General features: G+C 72.9%; 15 protein-coding genes and 5 tRNA genes. 11 read left to right on the forward strand and 9 right to left on the reverse strand.

The genetic code is table 11. From position 1 onward, the window contains the following. Positions 1–183 precede the first annotated feature (183 nt). The 7 genes from BM385_RS11420 to BM385_RS11445 form a co-directional block, all read right to left on the reverse strand. Entirely contained in the window at positions 184–990 is an 807-nt protein-coding gene (locus BM385_RS11420) for a type 2 periplasmic-binding domain-containing protein (RefSeq protein WP_093842982.1), read from the reverse strand. Positions 991–997: 7 nt separating this feature from the next. After that, a complete protein-coding gene (locus BM385_RS11425; RefSeq protein WP_093842983.1) occupies positions 998–1,246 on the reverse strand; it encodes a hypothetical protein in 249 nt (82 codons plus the stop codon). Continuing rightward, complete coding sequence (locus tag BM385_RS26740; protein ID WP_139275167.1) at positions 1,213–1,398, reverse strand: hypothetical protein; 186 nt, start codon at positions 1,396–1,398, stop codon at positions 1,213–1,215. Before BM385_RS26740 ends, BM385_RS11425 begins: the two co-directional genes overlap by 34 nt. Before the next feature lie 73 nt (positions 1,399–1,471). Then, a complete protein-coding gene (locus BM385_RS11430) occupies positions 1,472–2,590 on the reverse strand; it encodes a PP2C family protein-serine/threonine phosphatase (RefSeq protein ID WP_093842984.1) in 1,119 nt (372 codons plus the stop codon). A gap of 58 nt (positions 2,591–2,648) precedes the next feature. After that, positions 2,649–2,724, reverse strand: a tRNA-Lys gene (locus tag BM385_RS11435). Positions 2,725–2,888: 164 nt separating this feature from the next. Continuing rightward, a complete protein-coding gene (locus BM385_RS11440; protein WP_019431900.1) occupies positions 2,889–4,724 on the reverse strand; it encodes a DEAD/DEAH box helicase in 1,836 nt (611 codons plus the stop codon). A gap of 194 nt (positions 4,725–4,918) precedes the next feature. Next, positions 4,919–5,455, reverse strand: a complete 537-nt coding sequence (locus BM385_RS11445; protein WP_093842985.1) for a hypothetical protein — start codon at positions 5,453–5,455, stop codon at positions 4,919–4,921. Between the two features lie 80 nt (positions 5,456–5,535). On the opposite strand from BM385_RS11445, the gene BM385_RS11450 reads away from it, so the two are divergent. From BM385_RS11450 to BM385_RS11485, 8 genes are all read left to right on the forward strand, one after another. Further along, positions 5,536–5,886 carry a metallopeptidase family protein gene (locus tag BM385_RS11450; RefSeq protein ID WP_019431902.1) on the forward strand — a complete coding sequence of 117 codons (351 nt, stop codon included), beginning with the start codon at positions 5,536–5,538 and terminating at the stop codon, positions 5,884–5,886. A gap of 85 nt (positions 5,887–5,971) precedes the next feature. Next, positions 5,972–6,047 (forward strand) — tRNA-Glu (locus BM385_RS11455). 87 nt (positions 6,048–6,134) lie between these two features. Beyond that, positions 6,135–6,590 (forward strand): type II 3-dehydroquinate dehydratase, encoded by a 456-nt coding sequence (gene aroQ / locus BM385_RS11460; protein ID WP_037755297.1) that lies wholly within the window; start codon positions 6,135–6,137, stop codon positions 6,588–6,590. A 44-nt stretch (positions 6,591–6,634) separates the two neighbouring features. Next, positions 6,635–6,709, forward strand: a tRNA-Asp gene (locus BM385_RS11465). 4 nt (positions 6,710–6,713) lie between these two features. Then, a tRNA-Phe gene (locus BM385_RS11470) sits at positions 6,714–6,787 on the forward strand. Positions 6,788–6,909: 122 nt separating this feature from the next. Continuing rightward, the gene (locus BM385_RS11475; protein ID WP_093842986.1) at positions 6,910–7,251 is read left to right on the forward strand and encodes a PadR family transcriptional regulator; all 342 of its coding nucleotides are present in this window, start codon (positions 6,910–6,912) and stop codon (positions 7,249–7,251) included. Next, entirely contained in the window at positions 7,248–8,207 is a 960-nt protein-coding gene (locus BM385_RS11480) for a hypothetical protein (RefSeq protein WP_093842987.1), read from the forward strand. Before BM385_RS11475 ends, BM385_RS11480 begins: the two co-directional genes overlap by 4 nt. 16 nt (positions 8,208–8,223) lie before the next feature. Beyond that, positions 8,224–9,066: a phosphatase PAP2 family protein gene (locus tag BM385_RS11485; protein WP_093842988.1), complete on the forward strand. Its 843-nt coding sequence runs from the start codon at positions 8,224–8,226 to the stop codon at positions 9,064–9,066. On the opposite strand, the gene BM385_RS11490 is transcribed toward BM385_RS11485, so the two are convergent. After that, a complete protein-coding gene (locus BM385_RS11490; RefSeq protein ID WP_093842989.1) occupies positions 9,063–10,067 on the reverse strand; it encodes a hypothetical protein in 1,005 nt (334 codons plus the stop codon). The two genes, BM385_RS11485 and BM385_RS11490, sit on opposite strands and share 4 nt — an antisense overlap. Before the next feature lie 190 nt (positions 10,068–10,257). On the opposite strand from BM385_RS11490, the gene BM385_RS11495 reads away from it, so the two are divergent. Next, a complete protein-coding gene (locus BM385_RS11495; protein ID WP_019431927.1) occupies positions 10,258–10,437 on the forward strand; it encodes a hypothetical protein in 180 nt (59 codons plus the stop codon). A 38-nt stretch (positions 10,438–10,475) separates the two neighbouring features. On the opposite strand, the gene BM385_RS11500 is transcribed toward BM385_RS11495, so the two are convergent. Then, entirely contained in the window at positions 10,476–11,456 is a 981-nt protein-coding gene (locus BM385_RS11500; RefSeq protein ID WP_093842990.1) for an ABC-2 transporter permease, read from the reverse strand. Between the two features lie 77 nt (positions 11,457–11,533). Between BM385_RS11500 and hrpA the strand changes: the two genes are divergently transcribed. Continuing rightward, on the forward strand, positions 11,534–15,490 hold the full coding sequence (gene hrpA / locus BM385_RS11505; RefSeq protein WP_093842991.1) for an ATP-dependent RNA helicase HrpA: 3,957 nt from the start codon (positions 11,534–11,536) through the stop codon (positions 15,488–15,490). Between the two features lie 94 nt (positions 15,491–15,584). Further along, a tRNA-Asp gene (locus tag BM385_RS11510) sits at positions 15,585–15,659 on the forward strand. Positions 15,660–15,991 lie beyond the last annotated feature (332 nt).

Below are 15,991 nucleotides of genomic sequence, written 5' to 3' on the forward strand. Positions count from 1 at the left end.
TGCGTTATCGAACGTTAATAGACGCGCCGCCGTAATTCCAAGTGGATCCGGGAAAAGACTGCGCCTCTTCTCCCCGGCAAAAAGGGGCAGTGCGGTGCACATGAGGGCATAATTTTCTGTCCGTTACATGGCGAAGTTTTCTGACGGTGTGTCAGTTGTTATTCAGCGCCGCCCCCCGGTCACTCACGGTGGCAGCCGCCCCTCCAGGGCGAGCGCCAGCGACTGGTGCAGCCGCTCCGCCGTCCCCTCCAGCGACCCGCCGCCCGCGAGCAGTTGGGCCACCTCCTGGCGCAACTCCCGCGAGAACGCCGGATAGTACGGACTCGCCGGCCGCGCCCGCGCCTCCTGGAGCGCGCACCACAGGAACTCCGGGTACCCCGGCGGCAGCCCGCGCACCGCCCCCTCCGGCACCCGCTGCGCCTCCGTACGCCGCACCACCCGCGGCGCCGCCGCGCAATCCGGCTCCGCCGCCCCGTACGCCTCGCGCAGCGCCGGCGCGAACCCCGCCTCCAGCAGCCGGCGCTGGCTGCCGGGCTCCGCCGTCAGAAAGCGAATCAGCCGCTCCGCGTCCGCCGCCCGCGCGCTGCCGGCCGGCACCGCCAGGCTCTGCCCGCCCAGCGCACCGGCGGCGCGTACCGGGCGGGCCCTGGCCCGGGCCCACAGCCGGTCCCGCCGCGCCCGCACCGTCCGCGCCAGCCGCCGGGCGCGGGAGGTGCGCGGCAGCCGGACGGCCTGGGAGAGCACGGTGTTGCCGACCTCGTTGGCGGTGTGCAGTTCCGGATGCCAGTCGTCGGGATCGCGGTCCGGTGAGCGCACCGTCCGCACCACCTCGGGGGTGAACCGGCCGTACGCGTCGTCCACCAGCACGTCGTACAACTGCTCGATGTTCGCCAGGACCGAGGGCAGCGACGGAAAGCCGGTGCCCCGGTCGTACTCGGACACCCCGATCAGCACCACCCGCGACCGGCGGGCGCGCGGTTGATGGATCACCGCCGCGTCACTCGGGGTCGATCGCGGCTGCCGCCCTCCGCGCCATCTCGGTCAGCTCGCCCCGGGTGTACTGCCGCTCCGACTCCAGCGTCAGCGTGCAGTCGCCGCCCACCTCCACGGTCACCGTCACCCCGGCCCGGCGGCGGTTGCGCAGCTGGTTGTACACCGAGCGCAGCAGTTGGAGGAACGCCGCCTCCAGCGCGGCGACCGCCAGACCGGTGGTCAGGTCGATGACCAGGTCCTCGCCGATCCCCATCGCGTTCCGGCCGGCGGCCCGGTCGCGGCCTCCCGGCGGACGGTCAGCCCCTCCAGCTCGGGGTCCGCCGTCAGCCAGGAGGACAGCAGGCCGGTGCCGCCCCCACCGGCACCGGCTTCCCGTACCCGGATCCGCCCGATCGTGGTCGCCATCGCCGCATTCCCCGCCCTTCCCCCGGACACGCCGACAAACCGTCACCCGATTGTACGAGTGATGTGCGCCACATCAACGGTTTGTCGCACCCGGGTTACCGGCGGTCGCCCGGGACACGGCGAGCAGGGCCATGTCGTCGTTCAGCCGTCCGCCGGTGTACCGCAGCACGTCGGAGACCAGCCGGTCGAGCAGTTCCTGCGGGTTGCCGAACTCCTCCTCGTCCAGCGCCAGCGCCGGGTCGAAGAAGACCCCGCGCCCGTCCCGCGCCTCGCTCACCCCGTCCGTGTACAGCAGCAACTGCGCGCCGGGCGGGAACGGGAAGGTCTGCGGGCAGCCCGTCCAGCCGGACAGTTCCATCAGCCCCAGCGGCAACTGCGGGTCCGACACCTCCAGATAGCGCGCCGGGGCGTCCCCGGGCAGCAGCAGCGGCGGCGGGTGACCGAGGTTGATCAGCCGCAGCTCGTGCGGCGGCGCCCGCGGCACCTCCACCACCACGGCCGTGGCGAACTCCTCCTGCGGATCGATCGCCCCCCGGGTGCGCTTCTCCCGCTCCACGGCCGCCTGGAGCCGGGTGCACAGCGTCCCCAGTTCCTCCTCGTACTCGGCGGCCTCCCGGAACGTCCCCAGGATCACCGACACCATCTCGGTCGCCCCGAGCCCCTTGCCGCGCACATCGCCCACCAGCAGCCGCACCCCGTACGGAGTGTCGCGCACCGCGTACAGATCGCCGCCGATCAAGGTGTCGCGCTGCGCCGCCCGGTACCGGGCGGCCACCAGCAGCGACCCGGCCCGGTTCGGCGGCTTGGGCACCACGGCCCGCTGGACGATCTCGGCCACCCCACGCGCGGACGCCACCCACTGGTCGCGCTGGGCGACGATGCGGTTGATCAGCAGCGCCAGGCCGGTGGCGGTCAGCACCGTCAGAAAGGTGATGATCTCCTGCCCGGTGAGCACGGTGCGCCCGGTGAAGACCAGCAGCGCGGACGCCAGCAGCGCCGCCAGCCCGGTGTACACCGTGCCGCGCAGGGTCATCACCGGCGCGGCCAGCACCGGCGGCGCCACGAACAGCGGCGTGAAGGTGAGATGCGGCGGCGTCACCACGCTGAGCGCCAGCCCGGTGAAGATCAGTGCGGCGGGGACGAGCCGTACGTACCGCAGCCCGCGCGCCGGCTGCCGTGGTGTGGGGTACACACACCCAATCTGCCGCGCCCGGCGGCGGGCGGCGAGTCGATCAACCGGGGTGGATCGGTGGTAGGCCGTGTGGGACTCGAACCCACAACCAAAGGATTAAAAGTCCTCTGCTCTGCCAATTGAGCTAACGGCCCGCAGGAGCAGCATAGTCGCACCGTCCCGGCCGGCGGTGGTGCGGTGGCGGATCGGAGGGCCTGCGTCGGCGTCGGGCGCCGGCGAACGCCGTGCCGGGCCGCCGCCCGGGAAGGCCCGTGGGGCCCGGCTCACGGTGAGCCGGGCCCCACGGGGCCGTTCGGTGTCAGCTGCCGCGCTTCCAGCGGGGCTTGCTGTCGTCGCGGTACCCGCCGCCGCTGCCGCGCCGGTCGTCCCGCCGGTCGTCACGGCGGAACCCGCCGCGGTCGTCCCGCCGGTCGTCACGGCGGCCCTGGTACGGGCGCCGGTCATCGCGCCGGAAGCCGCCGCGGTCGTCCCGCCGGTCCCGGTGGTCCCGGTCGTCGCGGCGGAAACCGCCCCGGCGGTCGTCACGGCGGTCGTCCCTGCGGTCCCGGTCGTCCCGCCGGAAGCCGCCGCGGTCGTCCCGCCGGTCCCGGTGGTCGCGCTGGTACGGGCGCCGGTCGTCCCGGCGGTCGCCGCGCTCGGCGCGCTCCCGCTCCTCCTCGGCCGCCTTCGCCGCCCGCTCCGCGCGCCGCGCCTCCCGCTTCGCCTCGCGCTCGGCCTCCGCCGCCGCCTGGGCGGCGGCAGCCGCCGCGATCGCCTCGGCCGGGTCCTCGCCGCGCTCGCGCGCCGCGCGCCCGGTCAGCTTCTCCGCCTCCGAGCGCAGCTCGCCGGCCCGCTCCTGGGCCCGCTCCAGCTCCCGGGTCAGCCGGCCGACCTCGCGGTCGGCGTGCAGCGCGGCGCCCATGGCGGCCTCCGCCTGCACCTCGGTCAGCGACCGGGCGCCGATGATCTCGGCCACCTCGTCGTCGAACAGGTCGCCCCGGCCGATGACGTGCCGCGAGGCGTCGACGCCCGCGTCCTCCATCAGCCGGAAGATCGTCCGCCGCTGGTGCGGCAGCGCCAGCGAGACCACGGTGCCGGACTGGCCGGCCCGCGCGGTCCGCCCGGAACGGTGCAGATAGTCCTTGTGGTCCCCGGCCGGGTCCACGTTGAGCACCAGGTCGATGCCGTCCACGTGGATGCCGCGGGCGGCCACGTCGGTGGCCACCAGCACCTTGATCTTCCCGCCCTTGAAGTCCTCCAGGGTGCGGGTACGGGCGCCCTGCGTCATGCCGCCGTGCAGCGCGTCCGCGCGCACCCCGGACTCGCGCAGCTGCTCGGCGACCCGGTCGGCGCCCAGCTGGGTGCGCACGAAGACGATCGTGCGCCCCTCGCGCGCCGCGATCGCCGCCGTCAGAGGGGCCTTGTCGCGGGGCTTCACGACCAGCACGTGGTGGCTCATGGTGGTCACCGCGCCCTGCGCCGCGTCCACCTCGTGGCTGACCGGGTCGACCAGGTAGCGCTTGACGAGGGTGTCGATCTCGTTCTCCAGGGTGGCGGAGAACAGCATCCGCTGGCCGCCCGGGGGCACCAGGTCGAGCAGTTCGGTGACCTCGGGCAGGAAGCCGAGATCGGCCATCTGGTCGGCCTCGTCCAGGACGGCGACCTCGACGTCCTCCAGCGAGCAGGAGCCGCGCGCGATCAGGTCGCGCAGCCGGCCCGGGGTGGCGACCAGGATGTCGACGCCGCGCTCCAGCGCGTAGATCTGGTTGCCCATGGAGGTGCCGCCGCACACGACCTTGAACCGCAGGTTCAGCTCGTGGCCGTACGGCTCCAGGGCGTCGGAGACCTGCATGGCCAGCTCACGGGTCGGGGTGAGGATGACCGCGCGGGGCTTCTTCTTCTCGGTACGGCCGCCGGCCAGCCGGGCCAGCGTCGGCAGACCGAAGCTGAGGGTCTTGCCGGAGCCGGTGCGGCCCCGGCCGAGGATGTCGTGCCCGGCCAGCGCGTCCGGGATGGTCGCGGCCTGGATGGGGAACGGGGTGGTCACGCCGTTCTCGGCGAGCTTGCGCACGACCGGCTGCGGCAGCCCGAGGTCGGCGAAGGTGGTCGTCGGCTCATCCAGGGGCAGGATGGCGTCGGCGGTTGTTACGGACATGCGAAATGAGACCCTTCCGGAGTCTTGGTCGGCACGCGCCTTAGCTCCGTAGGTGCTCACGACCGCCTGTCTTTGCGGTCAGCCACGGCTTGACGAGGAACGCGCCACACGGCGCGCTGTGATCGGGCGCCGGGCAAGTGGGATCAAACGATCTACAAGCATACGCACCGCACCGGCGCGAACGCAAACGGCGCTCACCCCTCCCCGTCCGGCTCGGGGCCGCTCCCCGGGCCGGTGCCCGGCTCCGGCTCCGGCTCGGTCTCCGGCGGCGAGGGCTCCTGGCCGGTGGGCTCGGGCGCCGGCGGCGGGGCGGGCGGGGCCGGCGGCGGGCTCGGCTCCGGATCGGCGGGCGGCGGCGCGGCGCTGCTGGGGGTGGTGGCCGGGTCCGGCCGCCCGGCGGGCGGCGCCTCGGGGGCCCCGGGCGCCTCCGGTGCCCGGTCCGGCGCCGGGGCCGCCGGACGGTCCCGCGCCCCCTTGCCGTCCTCGGCCGGCTTCTCCTCGCCCGCCCCGGCGGGATCGTCCCCGCTGCCGCCACCGGACCCCGGTGGCCCGTCCCCGTCCGGTACCGGCTCCTCCCGTACCTCCTCGGCCGCCTCCTCCACCAGCGGCGAGGCGTTCCCGGCCTCGGTCGGACCGGCACCGGGCGCCTCGGTGTCGGGGTCCACGCTCAGACAGCCGGTGAGCGTCAGCGCGATGAGCGGGACGAGGACGGCGGGGACGGACGGACGCACGGCGGTGCTCCTCGGGTGCGGGAACGACGGGCGACCTGCCCAACTGCCATCCCGGCCCCCGGGTCACGGACAATGGGGGTGTGCTGAAGATGACACGCGAGTCATTCGAGGAACTGGTGAGCGAGGCGCTGGATCAGGTCCCGCCCGAGCTGGCCCGTCTGATGGACAACGTCGCCGTCTTCGTCGAGGACGAACCCGACCCCTCGGACCCCGAACTCCTGGGCCTGTACGAGGGAACGCCGCTCACCGAACGCGGCGAGTGGTACGCGGGGGTGCTGCCGGACCGCATCCTGATCTACATGGGTCCGACCCTGCGGTACTGCGAGACGGCGCAGGACGTGGTGCACGAGGTGACGGTGACGGTGGTCCACGAGATCGCCCACCACTTCGGTATCGAGGAGGAACGGCTGCACGAACTGGGCTGGGGCTGAGCGCACCGTGTTGGTGATCCGTTGCGGCATCACCTATGCTTCTGGCGTTCACGCCTCACTGGGAAAACGTGGTGGTGTGACAGTGGCCCTCATCGTCTAGTGGCCCAGGACGCCGCCCTTTCAAGGCGGTAGCACGGGTTCGAATCCCGTTGGGGGCACCACCCGAAGCCATCCGCAGCGTTCCGTCTGTGGGTGGCTCTTTGGCTTTTCCGACCAGGAAGTGATGCCCGGTGACCTCCAAGCCCCTGATGGTGCTCAACGGCCCCAACCTCAATCTGCTGGGCCGGCGCGAGCCGGAGATCTACGGCACGGACACCCTCGCGGACGTGGTCCGGCTGTGCGAACGGACCGCCGCCCCGCACGGCGTCACGATCGACGCCCGGCAGAGCAACCACGAGGGGCAGCTGATCGACTGGATCCAGGAGGCGCGAGAGCACCACGCGGGCATCGTGATCAACCCGGCCGCGTACTCCCACACCTCGGTCGGCCTGCTGGACGCGCTCAGCGCGTGCGACGGGCTGCCGATCGCCGAGGTGCACCTGTCCAACATCCACCGCAGGGAGGCGTTCCGGCACCACAGTTACGTCTCGGCCGCCGCGTCCGCCGGGGTGATCGTGGGCTGCGGCGTCCAGGGGTACGCGTTCGCGGTGGAACGGGTCTGCGGCCTGCTGAAAACCCCGCTCAGCAGGCCCTCCGCACCGTGATACGCTTCTCGAGCGACATCGGGGAAAGCCGGTCGCAGACACCAGGTCCTGTAGAGCAGTTTGGAGTGCTCGCCACCCTGTCAAGGTGGAGGCCGCGGGTTCAAATCCCGTCAGGACCGCTTCGGCTGGGTAGCTCAGTTGGTACGAGCGTCCGCCTGAAAAGCGGAAGGTCGCCGGTTCGACCCCGGCCCCAGCCACCTTCCTTCTGTAGTGAAAAGGCCCAGCGGCTTATGCCGCCAGGGCCTTTTTCGCGTGTTCAGGCGCCCTGTGAGGTACCCCGCCGGCGTCCATACTTCGGGTGCCGATATATCCTCGCGCCATGACGCGACAGAAGCCGCCCATGTCGGAGCCGCAGTACTTCATCCTCGCCGCGCTCCAGGACGGGCCGTTGCACGGGTACGGCATCATCAAGGCCGCCGAGCAGGCCACCGGCGGCCGGCTCCGGCTCGCCGTCGGGACGCTCTACGGGGCGCTGGAGCGGCTGGAGCGGGCCGGTCTGGTGGCGGCCGGTCACGAGGAGATCGTGGACGGGCGGGCCCGGCGCTACTACCGGCTCACCGAGGAGGGCGGCACGGCGCTGGGCCGGGAGGCGCTGCGGATGCAGCAGGCGGCGGCCGTCGTCATCGGGCGGGCGGACGGCACCACTGTGGCCTGGGCATGAACCGTCTCCTGCTCGCCGCCCACCCCGCCGCCTACCGGTCCCGGCACGGGGACGAACTCCTGGCCTGCCTCGCCGAGTCCTACCCCGGCCGGTCCTGGCCGCCGCCCCGGGAGGTCGCCGCGCTGGCCCGCGCCGGGGTGCAGTTGCGGGCCCGGGACGCGGTGGAGGACACCGCCCGGCCGGGGTGGCTGGACGGCGTGCACATGGCGGGGCTGGTGCTGGCCGCGCTGGCGCTCGTGCCCTACCTCCAGGACGTCTGGCACTGGGCGCTGCGCATCGACCCGGGCGCACACGCCATCGGCTTCGACTTCGCCGGCTGGTACCCGTGGGCCGAGGGTCCCGGCACCGCGACCCGGCTGCTGCCGTACGGGCTGCTGCCGCTGATCGCGCTGGCCGCCCTGCTGCGCGGCCGGCCGTGGCTCGCGCTGCCGGCGGTGGGGGCGATGCTGTACGCCGGTGCCACGCTGGGCAGTTCGCAGCTCTTCGGCGAGGAGGGGATGCGGGGGCCCGGCTACTACGGGCTGGGCGCTCCGCTCACCGCCGGTGATCTGGTGCTGTCGGGCACGCTGTTCGCCGCGTGCGCCGTGCTGGCGCTGTGCCGTGGCGGCCGGCTGCGGCGGTACTCCCCCCGCTGGCTGGTGCCCGTGGTGCTGGCGATGGCGGTGGCCGGGAGTCTGCACATCACCTCCGTCGGTCCGCTCTTCCAGCGCGGCCAGTTCGTGCTGGAGGTCGCCGCGCTGCTCGCCGCGTGGGCGGCTACAGCCGCCACCGGCGACCACCGGTGGCTGATCCCGGTGACGGCGTTCGCGTTCGTGCGGACCCAGGCGGTCGTCGTCCACCCGGACTGGCTCGTGCAGTCGCTGCCCGGGCTGGTCGTCCTCCTGCTGCTGATCATGCCGCTCCCGGCCCTGGCGATCGCCGCCCGGCGCCGGCAGGAGCGGGCCCTTCCCGGATAGAACCGAGAGAACGCGCATGACCGTGCACCACACCCCGACCACCCCGTCCCCGGCCCGTCCCGCGCGCGGCCGGCGCCCCGGCGCGGGCGCGCTGTACCTGCTGGGGTTCGCGGCGCTGTACCTGGCGGCCGTCCGCACCCCGTTCGGGCAGCGCGCGGAGAACGGCCTGATCAACGAGAACGGGGCCGGGCCCGCCTGGATCTACGACTGGTCGGGGGCGGCGTACGGCTCGTGGGCGCTGCCGCCGCTGGAGGACACCGCGCTGCCCACCCTGCTCGCGGGCCTGGCCGTCCTCGCGGCGGTCACGGTGGTCCGGCGGTGCTGGTGGCGCGGGGGCGCGGCGGCCGGGGTGGTCATCGGCACACTGGTGACGGCGGAGGTGTGCGCGCGGGTGCTGCCGCGCCCCGATCTGGTGGACGCGCCCATGATGCTGCTCGAACCGAGCTTCCCCAGCGGGCACGCGGCCGTCCCCGCCGCTCTGGCGGCCGGCGCGGCCCTGGTGGTCTCCGCGCGGGTACGGCCCTGGGTGCTGGCGGCCGGGCTGCTGTGGCTCGCCGTGACCGCCGCCGCCGTGCAGGCCACCTACCACCACCGGCCCAGCGATGTCCTGGGGGCGGCGCTGCTGGCCTGCGTCTGCCACCGTCTCGCGGTCCGGCTGCTGCCCGCGGACGCCGCGCAGGGGGCCCCGGCGCCGTCCCGGTGGCCGGCGGTGGCCGCGCTCGTCCCGGCGGCGGCCGGCGCCCTGGTGGCCGGCGCGCGGAACGACGGCCTCCTCCCGTCGCTGGTCTTCGCGGCGGCGGCCTTCGGGTGCGCACTGCTCGTGTGGTCCGCCGTCCGGTTGGATCGCTCAGCCCGTTAGAGATCGAGCGGCTTGGCCCAGGCGCCCAGCGCCGCCCGCTTCCGCAGTGCCTTCTCCACGACCGCGGGGGCCCAGGCCCGCGGCCCGTCCGGCAGAACATGCACCCGGTCCGCGTACAGCGGTTCGGCCGCGTCATAGCGGTGCCAGGTGCCGTCCGTACGGCGGCGGTCCGGCTTCAGGATGCTGAGCAGGCCGAACGCCTCCAGCGCCCGCGCGGTGTCCTGGACGTCGCGCGAGAGCCCGAACCGGGCGGCGCGGCGCGACTCCCCCGCGATGACGTACCCCGACCCGCCGCCGAGCCGCAGCCACATCAGATAGGCGGCCGTCTCGCTGGGGGTCAGCACCTGCACCCAGCCCCGGGTGAAGAACTCCACCGGTACGGCGAGGGTGTCCTCGGCGCGCTCCGGCACCCGGTACTCGGCCACCCCCGCCCCGGGGTTCCTGCCGTCCTCGGCCAGCAGCCGGAAGCCGTCGTAGCGGCGGCGCGGGCCCGGGCCGGGGAGTTCGGTCAGACCGTGGCGGGTGAGCACGGTCAGGGCGGAGCGGAACTGACGCAGTTTGTTGGCGGTGTACTGGGAGGCCGTCATCGGTCCTTCTCCCGTGGGGGAGACCGCCACCAGGTCGAGCCAGGTCGTCCCGGGGTGCGCGGCCCTCCGGCCGAGCGGGACGCCACCCGGCCAGGCGCGTCCTGGCCGGGTGCCGCACTGGGCGGCGAACAGCGCCATCAGATGGAAGCGCAGGGCCACACCCTGCGGGAGGAGGAGCCGGGCGAGCGGTGGCCTCAGGTGCTCCGGCGGGCGACGGCGGACGGAGCCGGGGTGGAGCAGCGAGGGCGTGCGGTTCTCCAGGTAGCCGGCGCGCAGCCGGATCGTCTCGGGGCGGACGGGTCCCGCGGCGTGCAGTTCTCCGGCGGTGGCGGTGATCTCCCGTAATCCGCGGTCCCGTACCAGTGCGCGTACGGCCTCGGCCCGCCGGGCCGCCCGTTCTCCGCCCTGGGTCATGTCCCACCCCGTCATGACGTCTTGGTCCGACTTACCAATAATTAGTCGCGCGTCCACGGTCGGACCAAGACGTCGTCCGCTCTCCCGTTCCCGCACTCCCCCACCGCCCAGACTGGTGAGGCGGGGACGGCCACGCCGGCCAAGCACCGGCCGCCCCCGCTCCGTTCACCGGCGACCAGGGAGGTCACCCATGCCCGTCCAGCCTACGCACCGGAATACCGACGCCGCCGTCTTCGTGGCGGTGCTCGCCCTCGGGGTGCTGCTCATCATGAGCGGTTCGGCCACCCCGCAGGAGGTGGCCGTGCTGGGGTCCGCGCTCGGCGGTCTGTACGCCGTCTGGCAGCGGCCCCCGGCCCGGCTCCGCGGCTAGGAACCCGGTGACGGCCGGCCCGGTGCCCGGGCCGGCCGTCACCGGCCGCCCGGGTGGCGGTGGCGCCAGGTCCAGAAGATCGCCGCCGAGACCGCCGCCCACAGCAGCAGCACCAGATACGGCTGGAGGTGCTGGTGGCCGGCGAAGTACACGGCGTTGTGGAGGGCGTTCACGGAGGCGCCCGGGGGCAGCCAGCGGCCGATCAGGCCCAGGGGTGAGGGGAGCAGCGGCCAGGAGACCGGGCCGCCGGAGGCCGGGTTGCCGAGGAGGACCAGCAGGCCCCAGGTGGGGAGCAGCGCCCAGCGGCCGAAGAAGGTGTTGAAGACGGTGAAGACCATGCCGGCGGTGAACATCGTCAGCATCAGCTGCGGCCAGCAGACCGGCGGCAGTGGCACCGCGCCCAGCAGCCAGTCGACGGTGGCGCACAGCAGGAAGCCGCCGAGGACGGAGTAGGCGGCCACCGCGGCGATCCGCTCGCCGGGGGTGAGCCGGGGGGCGTGGACGCCGAGTTGGATGGCGCCGAGGAAGCCGACGATCACGGCGGCCAGGGTGATGTAGAAGAGCGCGAGGCCGCGCGGGTCGCCGGAGTGCAGGGGTTTGAGGTCGGTGACGGTGACCGGGACGCCGAGGGCCTTGCCGGCGGCGGGGCCCGCCGTCTTCAGGAGTTCCGCGACCGAGGCGCCGGAGGCGCTGGTCACCGCGAGGGTGATGCCCTCGCCCTGTTCGCGCACCACGGCGAAGACCTGCTGGCGCTCCACCGCGTCCACAGCCTGTGGATAATCCGGGTAGGCGCGCACCCGCAGCGTGGTGTGCAGTTCCTTCTCCAGCGCCGCGACGTAGCCGCGGGCCCGTTCCGTCTCCGGCTCGCCGGCCACGGCGACGGGCATCCGGTGCGGGGTGGGGTTCGCCAGGGCGTAGGTGTAGGAGCCGGCGAACAGCGCCGCCCCGAAGGCGGCCAGCAGGGAGACGACCACCGCGGGGTAGTAGGGGCTGTGCCTGAACGCCTGCCAGCGACTCACATACGCACCCTAAAGGGACAAAGCTCCGCGATATTGGTTCGCCGCTCCCCGGTCCCGGGTGAGACCCTTGGGGGCGTATGTCTACGCAGCCCCCCTCCCCCGCCGCCCTTGCCGAGCGTCTGCCCCAGCTGATGCTGCACGACGAGCGCCGTCTCGGCCGGCGGCTCGACGGTGCGCGCCGGATCCGCAAGCCCGAGGCCCGGCAGGCCGTGCTGGGCGAGATCGCCGAGGCCATGGACCGGGCCGAGCTGCGGGTCGAGCAGCGCCGGGCCGCCCTGCCCGCGATCAGCTACCCCGAGCAGCTGCCGGTCAGCCGGAAGAAGGACGAGATCCGCGACGCGATCCGCGATCACCAGGTGGTGATCGTGGCCGGCGAGACCGGTTCCGGGAAGACCACCCAGATCCCGAAGATCTGCCTGGAGCTGGGGCGCGGGGTGCGCGGGCTCATCGGGCACACCCAGCCGCGCCGGATCGCGGCCCGCACCGTCGCGCAGCGGGTCGCCGACGAGCTGCGGACGCCGCTGGGCGAGACGGTGGGCTGGAAGGTCAGGTTCACCGACCAGGTCGGGGACTCCACGCTGGTCAAGCTCATGACGGACGGCATCCTGCTGGCCGAGGTGCAGCACGACCGGGAGCTGCTGAAGTACGACACGATCATCATCGACGAGGCCCACGAGCGCAGCCTCAACATCGACTTCCTGCTCGGCTACCTGGCCCAGCTGCTCCCCCGCCGCCCCGATCTCAAGATCGTCATCACCTCGGCCACCATCGACCCCGAGCGCTTCGCCCGCCACTTCCGCACCCCCGGCGGCGATCCGGCGCCGGTCATCGAGGTGTCCGGGCGTACGTACCCGGTCGAGGTCCGCTACCGGCCGCCGGAGGAGGACGACGACCAGGTCTCGGCGATCTGCGCCGCCGTCGACGAGCTCCAGGCGGAGGGGCCCGGCGACATCCTGGTCTTCCTCTCCGGGGAGCGGGAGATCCGCGACACGGCCGACGCCCTGGAGAAACGCCGGCTGCGGTTCACCGAGATCCTGCCGCTGTACGCCCGGCTCTCGCACGCCGAACAGCAGCGCGTCTTCCAGCAGCACAGCGGGCGGCGCGTCGTCCTGGCCACCAATGTGGCCGAGACCTCGCTCACCGTCCCCGGCATCACGTACGTCATCGACCCGGGCACCGCCCGGATCTCCCGGTACAGCCACCGCACCAAGGTGCAGCGGCTGCCGATCGAACCGGTCTCGCAGGCCAGCGCCAACCAGCGCAAGGGCCGCTGCGGGCGGACCAGCGACGGCATCTGCATCCGGCTGTACTCGGAGGAGGACTTCCTCTCCCGGCCGGAGTTCACCGACGCCGAGATCCTGCGCACCAACCTGGCCTCCGTCATCCTCCAGATGAACGCCGCCGGGCTCGGCGAGGTGGACCGCTTCCCCTTCATCGACGCCCCCGACCACCGCAGCGTCAAGGCCGGCGTGCAGTTGCTGGAGGAACTGGGCGCGCTGCACGGCGCCGAGCTCACCGACACCGGCCGCAAGCTGTCCCAGCTGCCGGTGGACCCCCGGCTGGCCCGGATGGTGCTGGAGGCCGGCCGCAACGGCTGCGCCCGCGAGGTGATGGTGATCGCCGCCGCGCTGTCCATCCAGGACCCGCGCGAGCGGCCGGCCGACAAGCAGCAGGCGGCGGACGAGAAGCACCGGCGGTTCCGGGAGGGCCCGGGCGAGGAGTCCGACTTCCTCGCCCTCGTCGCGCTCTGGGACTACGTGCGCGAACGGCAGCGGGAGCTGTCGTCCTCGGCCTTCCGCCGGCTGTGCCGCACCGAGTTCCTCAACTATCTGCGGATACGCGAGTGGCAGGACATCTACGCCCAGCTGCGCTCGGTCGCCAAAACGATGGGCGTGACCCCGGCCGACGAGCCCGCCGCCCCGGCCGTCGTCCACCAGTCGCTGCTCGCCGGACTGCTCTCGCACCTGGGGCTCAAGGACACCGAGAAGAACGAGTACCTCGGCGCCCGCAGCGCGAAGTTCGCGATCTTCCCCGGCTCGGCGCTGTTCCGCAAGCCCCCGCGCTGGGTGATGTCGGCGGAGCTGGTGGAGACCTCCCGGCTGTGGGCCCGGGTGAACGCGAAGATCGAGCCGGAGTGGATCGAGCCGCTCGCCCAGCACCTGGTGAAGCGGACCTACAGCGAGCCGCACTGGGAGCAGAAGCAGGCGGCGGTGATGGCGTACGAGCGGGTCACGCTGTACGGCGTCCCGATCGTCGCCCAGCGCAAGGTCAACTACGGCCGGATCGACCCGGAGACCTGCCGGGATCTGTTCATCCGCAACGCCCTGGTGGAGGGCGACTGGCGCACCCAGCACCAGTTCTTCCGGGAGAACCGCAAGCTGCTCGCCGAGGTGGAGGAGCTGGAGCACCGGGCCAGGCGGCGCGACATCCTGGTCGACGACGAGACGCTCTACGACTTCTACGATCAGCGGCTTCCGGAAGAGATCGTCTCCGGGGCGCACTTCGACTCCTGGTGGAAGAAGAAGCGCCGGGACGAACCGGATCTGCTCAATTTCGAGAAGTCCATGCTCATCAACGAGCGGGCCGAGGGCGTCACCAAGGCGGACTACCCGGACAGCTGGCGGCAGGAGCGGCTCTCGTTCCGGGTGACGTACCAGTTCGAGCCGGGCACGGACGCGGACGGCGTCACCGTCCACATCCCGCTCCAGGTGCTCAACCAGGTGCGCCCGGACGGCTTCGACTGGCAGATCCCGGGCTTGCGCGAGCAGTTGGTGACGGAGCTGATCCGGTCGCTGCCCAAGGCGATCCGCCGGCACTGCGTCCCGGCCCCGAACTACGCCGGCCGCTTCCTGGCCGGTCTGTCCGGGCCGACCTCCCGCCCGCTGCGGGTGGAGCTGGCGGCGGCGCTCCAGCGGATGACCGGGGTACGGGTGGCCCCGGAGGACTTCTCCCCCGAGGCGGTGCCGGCGCATCTGCGCATCACCTTCCGGGTGGTGGACGAGCGGCGCAGGAAGCTCGCCGAGGACAAGGATCTGGAGGCGCTGCGGCTGGCGCTCAAGCCGAAGACCCAGGAGGCCATCTCGCGGGCGTTCAAGGCGTCGGGGAAGTCCGCGGCCGGCCAGGAGCGGGGCACGACGGAGGCGGCCTGGGAGCAGCGCGGCGGGCTCACCTCCTGGACGGTGGGGACGCTGCCGCGCCGGTTCGAGACCCGGCGGGCCGGGCAGCCGGTGCAGGCGTATCCGGCGCTGGTGGACGAGGGGTCGAGCGTCGCGGTGCGGCTGTTCGACACCGAGGAGGAGCAGCGGGCGGCGATGTGGCTGGGCGTGCGCCGGCTGGTGCTGCTCAATCTGCCCTCGGATCCGGCGAAGTTCGCGGTGGGCAAGCTGGACAACGCGGCGAAGCTGGCGCTGTCCGCCTCGCCGCACGGCAGTGTGCAGGCGCTGCTGGCGGACTGTGTGACGGCGGCGGCGGACCGGCTGATCGCCGACCGGGGCGGGCCGGTGTGGGACCAGGAGGCGTTCAGCAAGCTGTTCGACGCGGTGCGGGCCGACATCGTCGATCTGACGCTGCGGATCGTGCGGCAGGTGCGGCAGGTGCTGATCGCCTGGCAGGCGTGCGAGCGGCGGCTGAAGGCGACCACCTCGCCGGTGCTGGCGGACTCGGTGGCGGACATCAGGCGGCAGCTGGGCGAGCTGGTGTGCCCGGGCTTCGTGACGGCGCACGGGGCGGGGCGGCTGGCGGATCTGCTGCGCTATCTGACGGCCGTGGACCGGCGGTTGCAGCAACTGCCGCACCAGGCGGAGCGGGACCGGGCGCGGATGGCGAAGGTGGCGGAGATGCGCGACGAGTACGCGTGGCTGCTGGAGCAGTTCCCGGCCGGCCGGCCGGTGCCGCGGCAGGCGCGGGAGATCCGCTGGATGATCGAGGAGCTGCGGGTGAGCTACTTCGCGCACGCGCTGGGCACCGCGTACCCGATCTCGGACAAGCGGATCGTGAAGGCCATCGACGCGCTGGTGCCGGGCCCGGGTCACTGAGCCGGGTCACTGAGCCGGGGGCTTTCACCCCGGCTCGTCCGCCGATTGGCTCCGCGCCCGGTCGGTGGGGTAGAGTCACCGACGCGACATGCGAGGTCCTGTAGAGCAGTTTGGAGTGCTCGCCACCCTGTCAAGGTGGAGGCCGCGGGTTCAAATCCCGTCAGGACCGCATCGGAAACCGGACCCCCACAGGGGGTCCGGTTTTTTTGTGTCACGTTTTCAACTACCCCGATGAAAAAGGGGAGTTGGGGGGAAGGAGAGGGGCAGGGGAAGAACGGGCCCCGCGCCGGAGGAGCGGCACCGGCCCGGCGAACCGTTCGCACTACCGCATCAACAGCCCCTGAGGCAAGGCTTTTGCCTTGTGACGGGAGTCACCGCAAACGATCGCTCAGCGGGCTGGTTCGACCCCGCAGAGACACCCGCTTATTTAATATGTGCAATTGCACTCTCCGGAGAGGCTTCCGGAAGATCCCCCGAAAGATGCCGGAAGGGCGCCGGAGG

This window comes from Streptomyces harbinensis (genome assembly GCF_900116145.1).
In the GTDB taxonomy this organism is placed as follows: Bacteria; Actinomycetota; Actinomycetes; order Streptomycetales; family Streptomycetaceae; genus Streptomyces; species Streptomyces carpaticus.